Below are 18525 nucleotides of genomic sequence, written 5' to 3' on the forward strand. Positions count from 1 at the left end.
GTATATCAGGATTATTTGTGTGCGACAATTATGCTTTACCAACGTTGGTATACTCGATCACTGCCGCTTTTTGAATAATCCAGTGTCCTGTCCAGTCTTTTTTAGCTTTTATCTGACCACTTTGCAGCAAGCGATAAGCTTTGTTTTTTCCGATCTTTAACATTTTCGTTAAATCTTGTACTAAAATAATATCGTCATATTGATTAAACATTTTAATACCACCTTTAAGAGTGATTTGTTATCTGAAATATTATTAGCCGGTTTGCCATACACCACCGGCAAGGCATTATCTGGATAAGGTTTTGGGTGAAAAAACCACGAAAGCAAAGCGAATCCATCTTTCTTCACTCCATATCACAAGAAGTGCAGCACGTAACCGTCGCATTGCCCTCTCTCCAGCGTCATCGCGAAAAATCTACCACGATTTTTTTATAGCCATGGTTCATCGTCAAGCGCCCATTCTAACGTCGCTCCATGCCGGATTAAGGGTTTTACCCAGATAATCTTCATTCAGTTTTCAAAGACCAGGAAAACAATTGCTTCCAATCTGAAAGTTTTATTCGATTATAATCTTTAAAACTCCCTCTATATATACAAAGGAAAAAAAAGCATTTTTTAAACTAAATTTTTAAAAAAACGTCAAATTTTATTTATTCTTTAAGACTTTTTTAAGTTTTCTTGTTATGCATCATTTTTGAATATTCGTTCTCATATTTTCACTTATGTCTGTTTCTAAAAATAAACAACTCCACAAGACAACATTTCATACTTGACTTTTTGTTGTTATCGTTATAAGATTATGCTAAGAAAACTTATGTTTGCCAATCATAAACAAAAGTTCTTTCACGCTTTTATGCCAACAATGAATTTATGTCTGGATAAAAATTAATAAGTGAGGTCCACGATGTTGAACGTTTCTACAAAACAACTCTCACCTGGTACATCAGGGGAAATGTCTGATCACATTTATCTCTGCATAGATTTAAAATCATTCTATGCCTCAGTGGAATGTGTTGAACGTGGTCTTGATCCTTTGACGACCAACCTGGTTGTCGCTGATGTGACGCGTACTCAGAAAACGATCTGCCTGGCTGTCTCCCCTTCTCTGAAAGCCTATGGCATTCCCGGCAGGCCCCGTCTTTTCGGGTTGAACAAAAATTAAAAGCAATCAAATTGCGAACAGGCGAGGAGATTGCCTATATTACCGCGTCTCCAAGAATGCAGCTTTACATTGACTACAGTGCCCGGATATATGCGATATATCTTCAATTGTCTCTGAAGAGGACATCCATGTATACAGTATCGACGAAGTTTTTATGGACTTAACCCATTACCTTTCGACCAATCGCAATAAAAACGGACACCCCATAACTGCTCGCGAGCTGGCAAAAATGATCATTCAGGACGTTTGGGCAGCTACGGGTATCACCGCTACTGCTGGTATCGGAACCAACCTTTATCTGGCCAAAATCGCTATGGATATTGTGGCAAAACATGTCAAAGCAGATTCAGACGGCGTTCGGATTGCCGAGCTCAATGAAACAAACTACCGACAGCTTCTTTGGGATCACCGCCCGCTCACGGATTTCTGGCGTATCGGATGGGGCATTGCCAAAAGGCTTGAAAAAAACGGGCTCTACACGACGATGGGAGATATCGCCAGAATGAGCTTACAGGGCGCTGACACAAACGGGTATGGTGAAAATCTGCTTTTCAATGAATTTGGCATTGACGCAGAACTCCTCATTGATCATGCCTGGGGAATTGAACCCTGTACCATGGCCGACATCAAAAGCTATAAGCCCAGCACGCACTCTATTTCCTCCGGGCAGGTGCATTCCCATGCCTATGATTTTGAAAAGGGACGGTTGATCGTCCAGGAAATGGTGGAGCTGCTGGTGTACGATCTGATTGAAAAAGGGCTGTCGACGTCCAGCGTAACCCTGCATATCGGCTATGATAAGGATGGCTTAAAAGAATCTCATTACCGCGGAGGAATTCACATGGATCATTTCGGGCGTGCAGTACCAAAGCCGGCGCACGGCACCGAAAAGTTAACCGACGCTGGTGGCCAAACGATCTACAGTCATTCAACCAAGAAAATTATGAACGCTGCCCTTAAGCTCTATGACCGAATCATTGACAGGAAGCTCATGCTGCGAAGGGTTTCTCTGACTTTCAATGATGTCGAAGCCACTGCTGACCATAAGGTAACCTGTCGACAAGTCAGTATGTTCGCAGAAGATATCCTGGAAAAAGAGCAGGAAGCTCAAGAGCAAAGGATACAGCAGACGCTGCTTCAAATAAAGAAGAAATACGGAAACAATGCTATTTTCAAGGGCATGAACCTACAGGAGGGCGCAACGACGATGGAACGAAATCTTCAAATCGGTGGTCATAAAGCTTAAAATACTTTTCAGCACTGTTTAAAGGACACTCTCAAAAGTGCGGGCGTCCTTTTTAATTCATTAACCTTCAATCATTTTTCTTAATTTTTGTAAAATTCTTTTCTTCTGTTTGTATATTGTGTGGACAGAAACGTCCTGTCGGTTGGCTAACGCCTTCACTGTCTGATCTTCAAAATAAAGCGCTTTAATCAGTGTTGCTTCATCCTTATTTAGGCGAGATAATGCTTTCCTGAGCTCTTCAAACAACATACTTGCTTCAACAATTTTATTCACATCCACTTCCTTAAAGCTGATTGCCTCTTTTTCTCGATGTGTTTGTTCTTTTAAAGTCTCATAAGAAATCGCATAATATTCTTCATCTAATGCTTCTAAATAATCTTGCCGCTCCTTAGCGCGATAAAAATCTTGATAGTTCTGATAATCAACTTCCAGTAAAGCGCCCCCAATTGGTATAAACCATCTGCTGGAAAAGGCTTCTGGATCAAGTTCTTTCATCCTTTTTAATTCACCATAAGTAATTTTATGATATTTTGAATGATCTTTTATATAGCAGGCCGCTTCCAGACTAAATTCTCTTGGTTTTCGTTTCATTTTTTCCTCCAATCCATTTGTTTTTAAACAAACGAATTGGAGGCGGACCTCGGATATAAAAACACAAAAAAAGATAGAAAATGAAAGCTAAGTTGAACTTTTCATTTTCTATCCTATTTAATCGTAAGCTATTAATAAAAAACAGCCGAAAAATATTCACTTTTTTAATTTTGTAAATTTATTATTTTTGTATGAAATATAACCTCTTTTTGTTAGTGCGATATATCGTACTCTTTGACTTTTCAAAAAGTATATAATAATTTTAAAGACACTGCTGGAGGACCCTTTATGAATACTACCGAAGCAGTAATCCAACGAATTAATGACCTTTGCCAAGAGAAGGGAATTACTTTTTATAAGCTTTCTTATCGGGCAGCTATGTCAAAATCCACCTTAATGAGTATCGTTGCAGGCAATAGCACGCCTACGATTAAGTCAATTGCATTAATTTGTCGTGGCCTTGATATAAGTGTAAGGGAATTTTTTAGTTCAGAATTATTTGACATTTGCGAAGAAGATGATGAGCTGCTTTAATTACACTATAATTTTTTGAACATTGCTATCATTTGATGCTTTTTTCGATATCTATCTTTTATTTTAGTAATCAGTTAATTAATATCTTTAACTAATTAAAAAGTTTCAAGCGTGTTGAAGGAGAAGTCATGAATGTAATATTATGTGATGATGACCCTGGCTTTCTTAACGAGTTAAAAGACGTACTTTTGCCTATTTACAAAAATGAGTACCCCTCAGCTAAAATAAGATGGTTTTTTAATGGGAATGATCTACTGTCATGGTATACACTTGAAGGCAATACCATCGATATTCTTTATATCGATGTAGAGATGCCTGGATTTAATGGAATTGATGTTTTAAAATCCCTTCGCAATAACGGCTGTAAATGTTATTCTGTATTCATTTCTTCATATATCAGTTATGTTGAGACCGCTCTGGATTATGATATTGTTCATTATTTAGTAAAACCTCTAAATATAAAAAAGGTTAGAGATGTCACTAATAAAGTCATTTTAAAATATAAAAAACAGCATAAATGCATAGAACTCTCTTCAAATAATAAGCATTCATTAATAGAAGTGCACTCAATCATTTATGTAGAATCAAATTTTAGGTCCCTTATTTATCATACAACTCAGGGAAATTATACTGTGAATGGGAAGATATCTGATATTGAAAATAAGCTGATCCCTTACAATTTTCTTCGCACACATAAAAGCTATCTTGTAAACATGGATTATGTTTTAAACTACGAGGGCTACAAGTTTAATCTTTTAGATGGAATGACTGCTGATATCAGCCATACTAAACGCTCACTGATCATAGGAAAATACAAACAATATTTATATGATAAACTTATCAACTAACTAAGTTATAAGGCGGGTGATACAATAAATTGCATCACCCGCCTTATTTATTTTTCGTTAAATAAATAACCTGCCAAAGCAAAGAGAGCGATTATTAACAGCGATGTGCTAATTGAATATAAATATTGGTACAATGTAGTCCCTAAAACTAAAATCATAGAAATACATACATAAACCACTGATCTTAACCATAATTTTTGTCTCTTTCGACAAATCTCATCATCAGAGTAACTTGCATTTTTATGCTCTACCGGAGCAATTTTCCATACAATAAAAAAATAAAGAATTTGGTAGATAATAGATAATAAAGTATAAGCATTTCTAGGCGTATATTTTATTGTCAAAATATACACGCAAAAGACTAATACTGTTTTTATTGAACAGTTTAGTCTATTTTTCGCATGGTAACTTCCAGTTAAACCACTTAATGAGATATAGCAAACAAAATATATAATCGTTTGATACACATGTGAGGTTAATATACCAATACCTAACATTACTAAAAAATTTACCAAAAAGAAAATTATTTGCTCCATCCCAAACATAACGATTTGTTCATTTTCTGCTCTGATAAGCCTAAGTTCTTTGCACTTATGTGCAAAGCTTAAAGCTACTTGTGTAATCATAGATCTTTAATTGAAAAATTTTCTTTGGCTTTTGGTATCTCCGGTTGGTATTTCCAAATTAAACACGTGTCACCTGTTTGCAATACAGTAAATATTAATGCCGACATCACTGCCATTCCTTTAAAAAAGATGTTATTAGCTACTTTTTTAAATTTTTCCTTTTTCATGTGATTACTCCTCCTAACTATATTTTACATCTTAAATATATAGCTTTATATTCTTTAAAGCAATATTCTATGCATAAAAATAAAGTTTAGTGTAAAAATCATAAAGTTCCTTAAAGCAGAAACAGTGTATAATAGTATTGAAATGATATTTTAGTGGAGGTTGATAAATGACCGTAGATATTATATGCTTACTAGTCAAAAACTATATTGAAATAATATTTTTAGATTCTGTTTTAATAAAAAAGCCAATAAGAAAAAAAATTGTCTTTTACTTATATTTTTTATTCTTATCAATATCTTTTACAGTGTTCATGTTTAAATATAATCCCAGTACTGTTTTATCCACTTCTATAAGTATTGCTATAATGACATCATATTTATTGTTTTATAAAGATAGCTGGCTCAAAAAATTTATATATTTAGTTATTTTAATTGTACTTGTTGCGGTATCAGAGTTATTGTCTGGCCTAATTCTATTAACAATGGATATTTCGGTCAACACATTTGAGACAAGCCTTCTTTACGGCTTTATTCTCATTTCACTTACCAGTATTTTACTTTACTCGAATGTTTTACTAGTAAAGATATTAAGTAACAAAGATGTTACAATTAAAATGAATATTTTGTTGCTATTTTATCCAATAAGCTCGATTTTAATTCTTTATGCACTTTACTATATTGTTATGTTTAATCTAGACAGTGAAATTAAATACGTAATATTTTTCATAGTCGCTTTATTGGTACTGTTATCAAATTTATTTTTAGTATATTTAATCACTTATCTTGTAAAAAGCAAAACGGACAAGCTACTTTTAGAATATTATGAAAAATGTGAATCGATCGAAAAATCATATTTAAGAGAACTTGATGAATCAAAGCAAGAAATAAAACAAATTAATCACGATCTTAAATCACATTTTTTACATTTATTAGGTCTGATCAATGCACAAAATTACGATGGTTGCCGTATTTATGTTATGAAGTTTCTTGATCTTTCTAAGCGGATTGATTATCTATTCTCAACTGGTTACGATGGGCTTGATGCTGTTTTGTCATCAAAAGCTATCATGTCAAAGTCAAAAAATATTTCTTTAAAAACAGTAATTGCAATGCCAACGCGAGAAACCTTAAAAATAAATGAAGCAGATATTTCTATCATTAGTTCAAATATCTTAGATAACGCGATTGAGGCCACTGAGCAATGCCTGATAAATGATCGTATTATTGATTTTCAAATATGTTATGATGGTAATCTTTCTTATCTGAGAATTTGTTGCCAAAATCCAACAATAAATACTTCAACATCTTACAAAACCACCAAAAAAGATAAAGAAAACCATGGCTACGGTTTGACGATTATTAAAAAGATTGCAGAACAATGGGATGGAATGGTACAATATGAAACTACAAATGGTATTTTTTCTATTATTGTATCTTTACACAATTAGACTTTAGATACAGAGGCAAACTTAAAATTGGATAATTATTCATATCCACCACATGACAAAGCTTATACATCGAGATGAAATCAATAATTTTTAACACTTTATGATTTTAAAAAACGATCATCAAAGTATTCAAAAACTTGGCTATCTTGGAAATTGATAGACTTTGTATAATTGGATCAATCCCCGTGTTTATCAACCTGAAATTTTAGAAAGCAGGTTTGAGAAAACAAAAATGGCTCTTGCTGATATCACAAATTATCTATATCCTATAGCTAATGTCGATTCCTAATTATTGATAATATAACATGTAATTAGGGCTCTATTGACAAACATATTTTTTATGTAATCGAGTCTTAAATTAATTAAGAGTATGAACTCCTCAAGCTCAAAATAGAGAATGCCTATTTAAAAGACAATGCTTAAGCGAAGATCGCTTCTGAAAATACGGCGAGAATCATCCAAAGTTTTTGAGAAGCGTTCAAACTGAAAGACAATCTCGCTGCAATCGGTTTTTTCGCAGATCTAAACAAGGAATTAGCGAACAAAATACCCAACCTACATAAGGAACACAAATATTTCGGCCATCGCCGTATGCCTGCAATTATTCGTAAACAAGAAGCGCGGATTAACAAAAAGAATTTCCAAAGAATGATGTAATAGCATAATACTCAAGTAACATTCTTTATACGGAAAAGCCGTAAATACAATTTCTACAAGGGAAAACAGGACAAATTACTCCGAATAGAATTCATCAACGTTTTCTTACCTCTGTTCCACATCAGAAGATCTCGATAAATGCTATAGAATTCAAGTATTATAAGATAGTTGTATTCAAGCCCTTTCCTAGATATATTCAATGGAGAATTATTAGGCTATGGCATCATCAGAGCCCTATTTGTAGTCAATATATTGTTTTCACAAAAACAAGCTATTGAAATCACTTCAGACTGTCTGTACAGAAGTATCTTTCACTCAGACTACAGATAAGTCTTGCCTACGCTTGTGTATTGAGAAACAACAAAATTTTCCAAAGCATATCTTGTAAAGGAAACTGTTGTAGAAAATTTATTTGGCATTTTAAAACGGAAAATATATTATGGAGTCACTTACTATAGCTTTAAGGAGTTGAAAGTGCAATCAAAGAATGTATAAAATACTATAACGAAAAACGTCTCAAAGAGAAATTAGGCTAAGCGAGTCCGGTTGCAGACAAACTTAGCCTCTTAGCTACATAAAATGCATAACAGATTGAAATTCTATTGCATAATAAAAGCCTAAATTGGGAGATTGCATCAAAAAGGCTGGTCTGAAAAAATTGAAAAGTAAGGGTGTTAGTCCGAAAGTTCAAAAGAAGCTAGATCATCCCAGATCTTAGCATAATAACGGCGAAGGAACTTATTCATCTCAGCGGTTATTTATAGTGGTAAGGTTTGCCTTCAGTGCAGTTACGATCAAGCAATTAGTTGAGGAGTGAATCGGCACTGGCAAAAGCATCCAGCGTCTGTTTGTGCTTGAAACGCAATGGATCACCAATCTCACCCATAAGCTGAGAGCCGAGTGATTCACCAACACCGGATATTGCCATGACAACCGGATATTCTGGAAGCAAGGTTGTAAGGCGGTTTATTTCAGAATAGTTTGCAAGTGCATACATGTTCGTGGTGTTCGTTTGCTTAAAACAATACCCCTGATGCCTGCACCATTTGCAGTAACACTTGGTAAAGACTTTCGGGATGTCTTTACGAACGTGGTCCGCATTCCAGAAGATATAAACGAAATCTACATATTTTTGAGTACCATCTTTATGTATTGGGCTATCAAAGCACTTACGAACACCGGAAAGGGACGGCTTAAGTAGAGCAATAAGGTTCGTTTTTCTACTATGACTCTATTTGGAACAGACAATTTAAAGGTTTTAACCCATAACGTATGGTAGTCACAGTGGTATAATCTCGCAAGTCTTCACAGTTGGCAAGGGTATAGTAGTCTTCATCGCGTTCGTCTTATCGGTCTTAACTTTGCGGAGAGTTCTGCTGTTGAGATTTATCTGAAACACAGTTGAACGGCGAAGTCCAGAATATTGCTTTTTCACTAGACACTACCGATACGTGGTATGGCACTCTTATTTATATTGAAATGCTGTTACAATTTTTGATCTATTCTTTATAATATCCATATAATTTTTAATATTTCATTTTCAGTAACGTGTATAACTATTTTTATACATTTTTGTTATATAAATTCTCATCGTTTCTAAAAAATGTAAATGCAAAGTTTTTTATTCTTATGTGTATTGTGATTATTTCAATTTATAATTTTTTTATCTTTTATTTGATATATTTCATCACATAATATTGATATATCTTTTGAATTATGACTTGTAAATATTAATGTCCCACCGTTATCCACGTATTTTAATAATATTTCATATATCAAATCAACCGTATCACTATCTAGCCCATTCGTTGGTTCATCCAAAATTAATAATTCTGGATTTTCGAAAATAGCCTGTGCAATTCGAAGTTTTTGTAGCATTCCTAAAGAATAATCTTTAACTTTTATTTCGCTATACTTATCAAGTTTAAAAGTACGTAAAATGTCTTGGATTTGTTTTTCTGTTACAACATTTTTAATTTCTGATATTATTTTCAGGTTTTCGTACCCGGTTAAAGATTCAATAAAAGATGGATTATCTATTACAATACCTGAGTTTTGTATAAACTGTATATCCCTTCGAATTATAGAATTATTATACTTCACTATCCCCTCATCTAAACAATAAAAACCAACAATCAATTTAAGTAAAACACTTTTTCCTGATCCATTATTCCCTATAATTCCATATTTCTTTCCACGAATAACTTTTAAATTTATATTTTCTAACACAATTTTGTTATGAAATGACTTCTTACCATCTATAATTTCAATTAAATATTTCAATTTATTTTCTCCTTAACACTTTATATGATATTGTACAGTATCTAGTCATAACAGTAGCGGTTCAATTTCTTTATTTATAATTATATGAATCTTATACTTTTAAAAATTTAGGTCTGTTAATTTAATTATTTTATGCAATACAATTGCAATAGTAAATGTAATGATATAAGATATTGATATGCAAATAGTGTTCATTCCAAAGTAAGAGGTGATAAATATAAAGGGTGTCGGAACCGCGAGTATCATCGATATAAAAACATATACTAAAAGAACAATTAACGTTTTAATCTTACCGTATTTTATGAATAACAATGCTTCTAAAAATCCAAAAAGGTTCATATTAACAAATGTAAATAGTGTAAAATATAATAGATCCTGTATCGAGAGTGGTGCAATTTTTGTATTGAGTATATTTCCAAAATAGTATGGAAAAACACATAAAATTATTACAAAACAACTAAGCTTTAAATTTTTTTTTATTGAATATTTATAATAACTTTTTAAAGTACCATATCGAATTAAAGAAAAATAACGACTCATTTTAGGAGGAAAAAAATTACAAATAATAAAAATGCCATATATAATTAATGTACTAAAAAAAATACTAAAAAACCAAGTTGGTTTTGTAATGAAACCTAGTAAACCAAAAACTAACCATGTTAATAAACCAATCCTTTTATTAATAGCCATCTATATCGCCTCTCCTTTTTAGATATCTTTGAATATATGCAACAAAAATAATCGGTGGCACAAATGGAAATAATATTACCCATAATGGTTGACCATTCTGATATGAAGTAAATGATTGAATAATTGTCGGTGATAAAGCAAAGACTTTAAAACAAATACCGAAAATTATTGAGAAAATATAATAATACAGTAACGGAATTATTATTGATAGGTATTTCTTTTTTGTAATGCACACAATAGAATTAGAAAAAAGGCTATATATGAAACAAAATACGAAATACTTAAGGATTCCTTCTATAAAATAATACATGTATAAATGCTCCGTTGAAAAATTTTTTCCAAATATAAAATCAAATGAAATTCTTGGTATTTCAGTATAATTCTTAGTAACAAATATACCAATGATGAAAAAAATCAAATATGCAATTAGAAATGTCAAGGCAGTATAAAGTGCATTAATAAAAAGTGCTTTACGAATAGTTTTTATATAGGTTTTATTTCTAGAAAAACAGTATATAAAATAACCTTCCTTTTCTTGATAAAAACTTAATGATAATATAGAACAAAAAATAGGTAAAATTAGCATGGAATAATTAAACGATGTACTAATATAACTATCAAAGTTAAGATAATGCTCGAGTAAAAATATTTTATTATCAATGCCATCGTTATCGAAAATTATTCTTAATAAATAAAAATCATAACTACTAAATAAAGATAAAAAGGTTCCAATCAAAAAGCATAAAAAAAGAGTTACTCTATACTTGTTTATTATCCGATATTTTGAAATTAATTTCATAGTGCAAACCTCTTTTGTATAAAATATATTATAGTATAAAATGAAATAGAGCATATCTACTAAAGTCTAACTTCTTTACTTGTAATCCTAAAAATATAGTATTTGAAATTCTTACTCTAGCTTTTATGGTTTTTAAAAATCACAAAGAGAGCGAAAGTCACTCTCTTTGTAAAACCTTCTAAAATGGAGACCAGGTGCCTTCACAATACTCATAAGAATCCCAGCTATTTTCTCTGACAAACATCATTTGATAAGCGTAGTTCTTTGTTGCTGTGGACCATCCAGAGTTTGCTGATTGAGCGGCAACTTTGCACGCACCTCTTGCATAACCATCTGAATTAAGTAAATTTGTAACTAATACCAATGAATTCCCACCGGTTGCGTATTTGAAAGTTACATAATACTCTTGAGTATCCTCTTGTTTTGTTTGAAATGTACTGTAACCACGGTTTGTACCACTTACTTGTCCGCTCCACGAATGTACAAACCACATTCTAGGAGAAATTGATTCGTCAAAAATTTCATAGGTTTCCTGACCAGGATTAGCCTCCACAACATCTTTGATCTTTTTATCTAGATCTGGTTTATCGCCTAAACCTTCGGAAATAATCGGCTGCTCCATTTTGTCTGGACTTTGAACTTCCATTTCATTAGCAAATACTGGTACAGCAACAAATAAAGCTAACAAAAGTGTGCTAACGCTAACAATTAACTTTTTCATTTTAGTATCCTTTCTATGAATTAAATACAAATATCCAATATTAGGTATTTATTTTACATTTCAATGGAATCACCTTCTTTTTTTTGAGTAATTACAAATTAATTTGTTGATTGCATTATATAACGATTACATTCAATACTCAACAGCCTTTTATCGAACGCAATATATCTTGTAACAAAAAGATAATAACTTATAATAAAGGACTTGTTAACAAAACTAGCTTTTCGTTTTTTGTTACATCTAAAATAGCAATACCCTATAAACGAATGGTTGATCTTCGGTTGATTCTGTAATCATGACTAAAGTGTTGCTTGTTAGATTTTGGTACAGCATAAAATCAGAAAGTTAGGATAGAGATTCAGTCAAATTTTACATATCGTTAGCTCTTTAGACTATATTTAGAGGATATAGTACAGAATCATTCTGTATATAATCGGAGCCACTGTAGACGCTTTTATAATGATGTTTTTTATGTTCGATTTCCACTGAAATTGTAATGAAATATATTGAATTCGATTTTGTGACGACTGAAGAAATTATGGCGGATGATACTTATCTGCTGTAAATGACGTTCAATAACTCATTCAAGACAGACCGTATCGAAAGGAATGTAGCGCTATCTGGATGCTTTGGATTAGGAATTTTCGAAGCAGACTGGCTTTAGTAACCCGAGACAGGAGTCAGAGAAGTAACGGTACAAATAAGTGCAACAGATAGAGATTGTTGTTGTATCAATCAGCATTATAAAAAATTAACTAGATGTTTCATGGAAGGGACTATAGATTGTTATTGTTGCATCATAATGGAAGGCCATATTTTTCTACAAACTAAAGGCGCTTATGTTTAGCTGAGCCCACCCGAAAGCTAAATAAGAATAAAAGATACAGGATAAAATGAAAGAATTAACGGACCTATTCGTTTAAACAATAAGCAATCAATAAAAATATTTTAGCAAGAGTAACCTTTATCCTTATAGGGTCATTTTAACTATTTCTTTTTACTTCTTCTTCAGTAAATCTTTGTTTGTATATATATAATAATTTTATAAACAAATATATTTTTATAATTAAAATATTAAATTCAATTTTTTAAAAAAGTCGTCTTTTTTTGATAAACAAAAAAAGAGAAAAGCCATCTCCTGTTTAAAAAGGACGAATTAAAACGGAATGTCAAAGAGTTGGTCAATACAGATGCCTTGGTGCCTGAGAACCATTTGCTGCGCCATATTGATCAGACCGCTGTCTTTACTTGTGTTTATGACTTTGTTGAAGGGCTTTATTGTCCCGATAATGGTCGCCCCAGTATGGAGACTATGGTGCTTGATTAAGATAGTTTTGATCCAACATCTTTATGGCCTTCCTTCGCTGCGCCAGACCGTTCGAGACATTGACATGAACATTACTTATCGGTGGTTTCTGGCGATTCCACTCAATAAACCCATTCCTCATTTTGCAACCATCGACTATACGTTCAGACATCAGTTTACTAAAAAGGTAGTGGAACAAGTCTTTACCTGGATTTTATTCGAAGTGGAAGCCGCCGGTTATCTCAAACCCGAGGTGGGCTTTGTGAACCCAAAACCAACGCCAACCTGAAAAAAGTCAGTAAAGCCATTTTCGGCGCCGCAAACCCTATGAGAAACAGCTGTTCGAAGAAGTCAACCAGGATCGGGTGATCAACGCATCGACAACGGATCCGGAAAGCGAAGTTTTCCATAAAGGCAAGCAACGCCAGTGCTTTGCTTACAATGTACACACCGTATGTGAGAGAAACAACTTTGTGATCTGAAAATCTTTCCACTCCTTTGTTTCTGTATCTTTTTCTTAGCAGGTTTTATTGATTGAGTAATCTCCAAAATTGTATAATCAGATAACTCGTTTTTCATAACTTTTTCTCTTTTTTAAATCAACATTTTGTCTTATGATTCTTTTGACATAACTATTTAATAATTATTTTTTCATGATTATCATACTAATCTAAAATTTCCTGGATTCCACAACCTTATCTCATTTTTTTATCAGCTTTTGAGGATATATTCCGGATATAACCATAATCATGTCCTAATTCTATAGATATTTCAACTAAGCTTTTCCCTAAATAACGATGTGCATAGAAAACTTTTTTTTCTAAACTTCCCATATGATTAATTGCTTCTTCTATCGTTTTTTTTGTTTTATTTAATAAATAAATTTCTCTGTCTTTTTCTTCGATTTTTTTTTGTAATAAACATATTTCCTGTTCAATGGAAATTCGTTCTTCAATGTGCTTGTAAGAAATAAATTTTTTCTTTTCAAATAACCTTTCTTTTCTTCTTATATAGCGATCTTTTTCAGCTTGCTGAATTGCTAATTCCTGTTTTAAATCTACTATATTTATATCTTTATAAGTTTTGCTAGGCTTTTCTTTATCCTTTTTTTGCCGCATATTCATCTTTATTTTTAGGAACCTTTCTCAATAATAAAAAGTCAGATTGACAAAATGCTTTTACTCAAATCCTTATTATTAATATCTATATAACTATACTAAAACTAATCATTTAATAATTGTTAACGCTCTGGTCTATTCTCAACATAATGCTAAATTGAATTTCATTTGCTGTACATACATCAGGTGTATAGCTAATCCCTTCTACTTTATCAATCAACAAAGTGTTCTGTTGAGCATTTTCGATCAATACTTTTAACTTTTCATCTTGATATTGTGGCATAACCGGCTCAATCAAATATCTTACAACATTTTCAATGTATTCTGTGCGATCATCTTCAAATTTTGCTAATCCTTTATACGTGATATGAAAGATCACTATTTTTTCTTTCTCCCCTTCATCATTAAGATAAAGGCCATCGTTATCAGACAACGTTACGATGGTAGACTTTATTCCGGATACATTCAAGATATTTTCATAAACTGTTTGAGAGTTTGAACTGTCTATTGGTTCCCAACTTGTATAATTTTCAGTTGCTGCATAAAGCTCATTATATGACTCAATATATATATCGGATGAAGTTTTTGGATTAGTTTTTATGTTTTTCTTTTCATTCTCGATTTCTTTAGTAATAGAAGTATCTGAATTAATTTGACTTAATACTCCCCATGAAAGAAGCACAAAGGAAAGAAATAGCAATAATAATACAACTGAAAGACATAAAAAACAAATTTTTAACTTTTTTTTCATAGTTTAACCCCTATACTTAAATATTAAATAATTCAAGAGAGAAGGAGCCCTAGCTCCTTCTCTAAAACTAAATTAAATAATCTGTTGTAATCCAAACATCAAAATTCCCTGGCGTTAGACCCATTCCTGGTACCTTTGATGTATATCTAAAATAGTAAATTTCGCCATAGACAACGCTGAAATGCACCTCGCTTGTTCCACCATTCGATATAGAAATAAAACCTAATGTTTCTCCTGTACTGGCGCATACTAATTCTAATTCGCCAACCCCACTTGTGTTATTTGAAAAGTAATCAGCATGAACACGCATACCTGTTGCTAAAACTCTAAATCCACGTCCACTACCACTTGTAAATTGTTTTAAACTACCCAAGTAAGTATAAGAGTCACCGTCACGGATATTTCTGGTTGCTGCCTCAACAAAAACAGGATTGCTCAATAAACTTGTAACAGCTGGATACTGTCCTGAATAAGCCACCTTGTCTAAATCCCAATTATCAACACTATATTCGTGAAATTGATCATAAGTCCAATTATCGGGAATTCTGTAACCCATATTACCGCTATAACCTGTAGACATGTCACTAACAAAGGAAGTAACTGCATAATGATTACTGATTACTGCACGACTCGTTGCTCTAGTTCCATAAACACCAATTTTATAGGGTGATCCTAATGTATCCATCTTGTCTTTCAGTGCCTCAAAATATGGCAAAACGGTACTGTTAATCATATCTTCTGTAGCATCAAAATCGACAGCGAAAAATATTACATTACCGCTTGGAATTCCGTGAACATTCGCTTGATGAACTGCTGTTTCCGCATCACGCCTTCCATTTTGTTCTGTAAAGTATTCTAGTGCCGCCTCAATGTTACCGGGAGATTCCTGAAAAATCGGAAAGAATTGAACTCCTGCCGATAAGATTCTTTGCGGCTCGCCCATTCTAAGTTCTTTAAAATCTCCACCAGTAAGATATCTCCCTACAATTTGGTGACCTTGTGAAAGAATATACTGTAATCGCCCTGTTGTCATCTCAAAACGCGTATCACAGGCCAAACTACCTCGATCTGGATTTCCTTTACTTAATAATAAAGACATCCAGGTATTGACATCTACTGTGCCTGTTTCTGGTAAAGCTAAATCACTTTGGAATTCGGTAATTTTAGCTGCTAATGCTGAATCCCAAGTTGAACTCAGTATGTTGACATCATAACCATTGCATACCAACGCATAGCGTGCAAGAAATACTGCTTCACTATTACCCGAAGACGGTAGTAAAATATGAATTAAATTTGCTTTCGTTCCATCTCCAAAATTTCCAGTCGCATCTTCAACACTATATCCTTCAATAGCTTGGAGAACTTTAATCATCGAGTCATTCATTTTGCGTCCATAAAGACCATCGCAAGGCGATAATCCAATATAATTTTCATATTTTGAATTTAACGTCCGTTGTATTGCCGCAATTTGTATCGTACCACCATAGTCACTCAATACTTTAAATTGATCCATTGATAATAGCGCTTTCATAACGTTTAAAGTAACTGTACCATTTGTCGCATTAATCCCAGCGTCTTCTTTTAATTCCATCACACCAGCAGCAGTTCCAGATCTGAAAAATTTGGTAATTTCACTGGTTCCCGTAGAATATCCTTTACACCATAACCCGCACTGAATAATTCCATACACATTATTCAGTGTTTTATCGTTGTCTTCTTGTGGCACAACTCCATTTGGGTATCTTTGCTTGAATTTTGAAATTGTCCCATCACCAAAGTTATCTGCAGTCTCTTGTATTCCTAATTCAATCTGCAAAGCTCTTATCAAACCATTTATTGTTCCCCAACCGGTTTGTCCATCTTCAGTTACTGTTGGAAATCGATCGTAACCATAGCTTCCATAATTTGAATTCAACCACATTTGTGATTTTTTTACCATTGCATCCATTTTAACAACTTCCTTCCTAAATTTTTTCAAAAAGTCTTTCAAAAATATTTTTGTACTAGCACACCTTAATATTACCCTGTTTATAGAGCGCATTCAAGTATTTTACCCTATTTTTATATCAAAATGTAATCAACGCAAATAATCATGTAACTAAGTTCCAATTAAACTTCGCTGTAATCTATCCATTTAGTTCAGTTCCATAAACATAAAATAAAAAGCTGACACCATAAATTTGTCAGCCCAGTTTATAATCAATTATTAATATTATCATACTTAGCCAGACTGAAAAAACATGTGACAATTTGTGTACAGCATATTGTCAAAAATCATGCTAAGATAAAAGTGTCAGTTGAAGAGCCTGCTTTATCTGGAGGTGATCATGTGTCTGAGTTTCAGACCATCATAATAATTGTGGGAATCCTCACAAGTATAGCCTTCGGATTTGTTATTTATCGCGATAATGTTAAAAATGAAGGAAAACAGATGGGTGCTTTAAAAAACGATATAAAGCATTTGAATGAACAAGTCATTTCTAATCAAAATGAAATAAGGGAATTAGATAAGAAAATACAAAAAACGACAGAGCAATTGACACGTTTTGAGGAACGGATTAAGTAGGCTCTCTGTCATAATAATGAGGTGATGCTTATTTGAAATGGAAAAACCGCTTAAAAAACAAAGCGTTTTGGGCTGCATGTGTGGGTTTGGTAGTTTTAATATTGCAGTATATACAAAGTTATTTAACCTTTGAACTGAATATTTCTTTAATAGAGAAAATATTGTCGGCCATTGTTTTATGTGCAGTTACATTGGGGATTTTGATTGATCCTACAACGCCAGGTGTTAAAGATTCTGATAAAGACAAAGATGGAGGTGAAAAATAATGGAGATGACCTTAACGCAGGTTCAGGAAGCCCTTAAGCTCTGCAACTACGCGCCGGGGACGGTCGATGGCTTCGACGGTCCCGAAACCCAGGCGGCGGTGAGGCGGGCCCAGGAAGGCTATGGCATTGAGACTGACGGCATTGCCGGTCCGGTGACAAAAAACCACCTGTCCGAGCAGGTGCGCGGCATACAGGCGCAGTTAAACGCAAAAGGCTGCGGCTGCCCGGTGGATGGCCTTCCAGGCCCCTTAACCGATGCGGCCGTCAAAGCATTGCAGGCCGATTTTGGACTCAACGCTGACGGCATCGTCGGCTATAACACTGAAGCCGCCCTGTTTGACTATGCCGCAGGCGATCCGGCGCCGGCTTTTGACCCACAGGAACAGGTAACCGAGCATTTTAATATGCAGGAGTTTAAATGTGAGTGCGGCGGCAAATACTGCGATGGGTTTCCAGTCCCGATGAACCGGACGCTCATCGAAAAACTGGAGGAGGTTCGGAGAGACCTGGGGATTCCCCTGGTTGTGACCTCCGGCGTAAGGTGTGAAATCCTCAACGCAGAAGTCGGCGGCGTGCCGGATTCCTACCATAAACTGGGACGGGCGGCCGATATTGCCGTCTATGCCGACAATGGCTACACCGTCGATGCGGTGGCAGACGCGGGTGAGCGGTATGGCCTGAAGACCATCCGCTATTATGACAGAAGCTTTGTGCATTTTCAGTGGAATGATTAAAAACACACAAAC

General features: G+C 33.8%; 18 protein-coding genes and 1 pseudogene. 8 read left to right on the top strand and 11 right to left on the bottom strand.

Annotated features, from left to right (window positions below; all coding sequences use genetic code 11):
• Positions 1–28 precede the first annotated feature (28 nt).
• Entirely contained in the window at positions 29–211 is a 183-nt protein-coding gene (locus I2B62_RS05310) for a helix-turn-helix domain-containing protein (protein WP_195267912.1), read from the bottom strand.
• Between the two features lie 741 nt (positions 212–952).
• Here I2B62_RS05310 and I2B62_RS05315 point away from each other — a divergent pair.
• Positions 953–2408 (top strand): annotated as a pseudogene (locus I2B62_RS05315) (DNA methylase).
• 60 nt (positions 2409–2468) lie between these two features.
• Here I2B62_RS05315 and I2B62_RS05320 read toward each other — a convergent pair.
• On the bottom strand, positions 2469–2999 hold the full coding sequence (locus tag I2B62_RS05320; RefSeq protein ID WP_195267913.1) for a sigma-70 family RNA polymerase sigma factor: 531 nt from the start codon (positions 2997–2999) through the stop codon (positions 2469–2471).
• Positions 3000–3287: 288 nt separating this feature from the next.
• Between I2B62_RS05320 and I2B62_RS05325 the strand changes: the two genes are divergently transcribed.
• Complete coding sequence (locus I2B62_RS05325; protein WP_195267914.1) at positions 3288–3533, top strand: helix-turn-helix transcriptional regulator; 246 nt, start codon at positions 3288–3290, stop codon at positions 3531–3533.
• A 128-nt stretch (positions 3534–3661) separates the two neighbouring features.
• Positions 3662–4381, top strand: coding sequence for a LytTR family DNA-binding domain-containing protein (locus tag I2B62_RS05330; protein ID WP_195267915.1), 720 nt, complete (start codon positions 3662–3664; stop codon positions 4379–4381).
• Positions 4382–4428: 47 nt separating this feature from the next.
• On the opposite strand, the gene I2B62_RS05335 is transcribed toward I2B62_RS05330, so the two are convergent.
• Together I2B62_RS05335 and I2B62_RS05340 are read right to left on the bottom strand one after the other, a co-directional pair.
• Positions 4429–5007 (bottom strand): accessory gene regulator B family protein, encoded by a 579-nt coding sequence (locus I2B62_RS05335; RefSeq protein WP_195267916.1) that lies wholly within the window; start codon positions 5005–5007, stop codon positions 4429–4431.
• The gene (locus I2B62_RS05340; protein WP_195267917.1) at positions 5004–5174 is read right to left on the bottom strand and encodes a hypothetical protein; all 171 of its coding nucleotides are present in this window, start codon (positions 5172–5174) and stop codon (positions 5004–5006) included. Before I2B62_RS05340 ends, I2B62_RS05335 begins: the two co-directional genes overlap by 4 nt.
• 167 nt (positions 5175–5341) lie before the next feature.
• Here I2B62_RS05340 and I2B62_RS05345 point away from each other — a divergent pair, with 167 nt between their 5' ends.
• Positions 5342–6622: a GHKL domain-containing protein gene (locus tag I2B62_RS05345; protein WP_195267918.1), complete on the top strand. Its 1281-nt coding sequence runs from the start codon at positions 5342–5344 to the stop codon at positions 6620–6622.
• 1459 nt (positions 6623–8081) lie between these two features.
• Here I2B62_RS05345 and I2B62_RS05350 read toward each other — a convergent pair.
• The 4 genes from I2B62_RS05350 to I2B62_RS05365 all read right to left on the bottom strand — a co-directional run bounded on the left by I2B62_RS05350 (position 8082) and on the right by I2B62_RS05365 (position 11772).
• Complete coding sequence (locus I2B62_RS05350) at positions 8082–8276, bottom strand: transposase (RefSeq protein WP_195267919.1); 195 nt, start codon at positions 8274–8276, stop codon at positions 8082–8084.
• 650 nt (positions 8277–8926) lie between these two features.
• Positions 8927–9562 carry an ABC transporter ATP-binding protein gene (locus tag I2B62_RS05355; RefSeq protein WP_207735935.1) on the bottom strand — a complete coding sequence of 212 codons (636 nt, stop codon included), beginning with the start codon at positions 9560–9562 and terminating at the stop codon, positions 8927–8929.
• Positions 9563–10241: 679 nt separating this feature from the next.
• A complete protein-coding gene (locus I2B62_RS05360; protein ID WP_195267920.1) occupies positions 10242–11051 on the bottom strand; it encodes a hypothetical protein in 810 nt (269 codons plus the stop codon).
• A gap of 178 nt (positions 11052–11229) precedes the next feature.
• Positions 11230–11772, bottom strand: a complete 543-nt coding sequence (locus tag I2B62_RS05365; protein ID WP_195267921.1) for a hypothetical protein — start codon at positions 11770–11772, stop codon at positions 11230–11232.
• Positions 11773–13061: 1289 nt separating this feature from the next.
• On the opposite strand from I2B62_RS05365, the gene I2B62_RS05370 reads away from it, so the two are divergent.
• Complete coding sequence (locus tag I2B62_RS05370; RefSeq protein ID WP_243259438.1) at positions 13062–13367, top strand: transposase; 306 nt, start codon at positions 13062–13064, stop codon at positions 13365–13367.
• 406 nt (positions 13368–13773) lie between these two features.
• Here the strand turns inward: I2B62_RS05370 and I2B62_RS05375 are convergent, their stop codons facing one another.
• From I2B62_RS05375 to I2B62_RS05385, 3 genes are all read right to left on the bottom strand, one after another.
• Positions 13774–14196 carry a hypothetical protein gene (locus tag I2B62_RS05375; protein WP_195267923.1) on the bottom strand — a complete coding sequence of 141 codons (423 nt, stop codon included), beginning with the start codon at positions 14194–14196 and terminating at the stop codon, positions 13774–13776.
• A gap of 112 nt (positions 14197–14308) precedes the next feature.
• Positions 14309–14947: a hypothetical protein gene (locus I2B62_RS05380; protein ID WP_195267924.1), complete on the bottom strand. Its 639-nt coding sequence runs from the start codon at positions 14945–14947 to the stop codon at positions 14309–14311.
• 67 nt (positions 14948–15014) lie between these two features.
• Entirely contained in the window at positions 15015–16895 is a 1881-nt protein-coding gene (locus tag I2B62_RS05385; protein ID WP_195267925.1) for a glycoside hydrolase domain-containing protein, read from the bottom strand.
• A 294-nt stretch (positions 16896–17189) separates the two neighbouring features.
• On the opposite strand from I2B62_RS05385, the gene I2B62_RS05390 reads away from it, so the two are divergent.
• From I2B62_RS05390 to I2B62_RS05400, 3 genes are read left to right on the top strand one after another with little or no spacing between them, the layout of a single operon-like run.
• Positions 17190–17513, top strand: coding sequence for a hypothetical protein (locus I2B62_RS05390; RefSeq protein ID WP_195267926.1), 324 nt, complete (start codon positions 17190–17192; stop codon positions 17511–17513).
• A gap of 32 nt (positions 17514–17545) precedes the next feature.
• Positions 17546–17779: a phage holin gene (locus I2B62_RS05395; protein ID WP_195267927.1), complete on the top strand. Its 234-nt coding sequence runs from the start codon at positions 17546–17548 to the stop codon at positions 17777–17779.
• The gene (locus I2B62_RS05400; RefSeq protein WP_195267928.1) at positions 17779–18513 is read left to right on the top strand and encodes a peptidoglycan-binding protein; all 735 of its coding nucleotides are present in this window, start codon (positions 17779–17781) and stop codon (positions 18511–18513) included. The genes I2B62_RS05395 and I2B62_RS05400 overlap by 1 nt, the downstream gene beginning before the upstream one ends.
• The last annotated feature ends 12 nt before the right edge of the window (positions 18514–18525 follow it).

This window comes from Eubacterium sp. 1001713B170207_170306_E7, from assembly GCF_015547515.1.
Taxonomy (GTDB): Bacteria; Bacillota; Clostridia; order Eubacteriales; family Eubacteriaceae; genus Eubacterium.

What these genes read in the sequence shown, in the direction of transcription:
- I2B62_RS05335 (WP_195267916.1), bottom strand. Translation starts at nt 5,007, where the DNA reads ATGATTACACAAGTAGCTTTAAGCTTTGCACATAAGTGCAAAGAACTT.
- I2B62_RS05350 (WP_195267919.1), bottom strand. Translation starts at nt 8,276, where the DNA reads ATGTATGCACTTGCAAACTATTCTGAAATAAACCGCCTTACAACCTTG.
- I2B62_RS05320 (WP_195267913.1), bottom strand. Translation starts at nt 2,999, where the DNA reads ATGAAACGAAAACCAAGAGAATTTAGTCTGGAAGCGGCCTGCTATATA.
- I2B62_RS05365 (WP_195267921.1), bottom strand. Translation starts at nt 11,772, where the DNA reads ATGAAAAAGTTAATTGTTAGCGTTAGCACACTTTTGTTAGCTTTATTT.
- I2B62_RS05380 (WP_195267924.1), bottom strand. Translation starts at nt 14,947, where the DNA reads ATGAAAAAAAAGTTAAAAATTTGTTTTTTATGTCTTTCAGTTGTATTA.
- I2B62_RS05400 (WP_195267928.1), top strand. Translation starts at nt 17,779, where the DNA reads ATGGAGATGACCTTAACGCAGGTTCAGGAAGCCCTTAAGCTCTGCAAC.
- I2B62_RS05340 (WP_195267917.1), bottom strand. Translation starts at nt 5,174, where the DNA reads ATGAAAAAGGAAAAATTTAAAAAAGTAGCTAATAACATCTTTTTTAAA.
- I2B62_RS05360 (WP_195267920.1), bottom strand. Translation starts at nt 11,051, where the DNA reads ATGAAATTAATTTCAAAATATCGGATAATAAACAAGTATAGAGTAACT.
- I2B62_RS05325 (WP_195267914.1), top strand. Translation starts at nt 3,288, where the DNA reads ATGAATACTACCGAAGCAGTAATCCAACGAATTAATGACCTTTGCCAA.
- I2B62_RS05370 (WP_243259438.1), top strand. Translation starts at nt 13,062, where the DNA reads ATGGTCGCCCCAGTATGGAGACTATGGTGCTTGATTAAGATAGTTTTG.
- I2B62_RS05375 (WP_195267923.1), bottom strand. Translation starts at nt 14,196, where the DNA reads ATGCGGCAAAAAAAGGATAAAGAAAAGCCTAGCAAAACTTATAAAGAT.
- I2B62_RS05385 (WP_195267925.1), bottom strand. Translation starts at nt 16,895, where the DNA reads ATGGATGCAATGGTAAAAAAATCACAAATGTGGTTGAATTCAAATTAT.
- I2B62_RS05345 (WP_195267918.1), top strand. Translation starts at nt 5,342, where the DNA reads ATGACCGTAGATATTATATGCTTACTAGTCAAAAACTATATTGAAATA.
- I2B62_RS05310 (WP_195267912.1), bottom strand. Translation starts at nt 211, where the DNA reads ATGTTTAATCAATATGACGATATTATTTTAGTACAAGATTTAACGAAA.
- I2B62_RS05330 (WP_195267915.1), top strand. Translation starts at nt 3,662, where the DNA reads ATGAATGTAATATTATGTGATGATGACCCTGGCTTTCTTAACGAGTTA.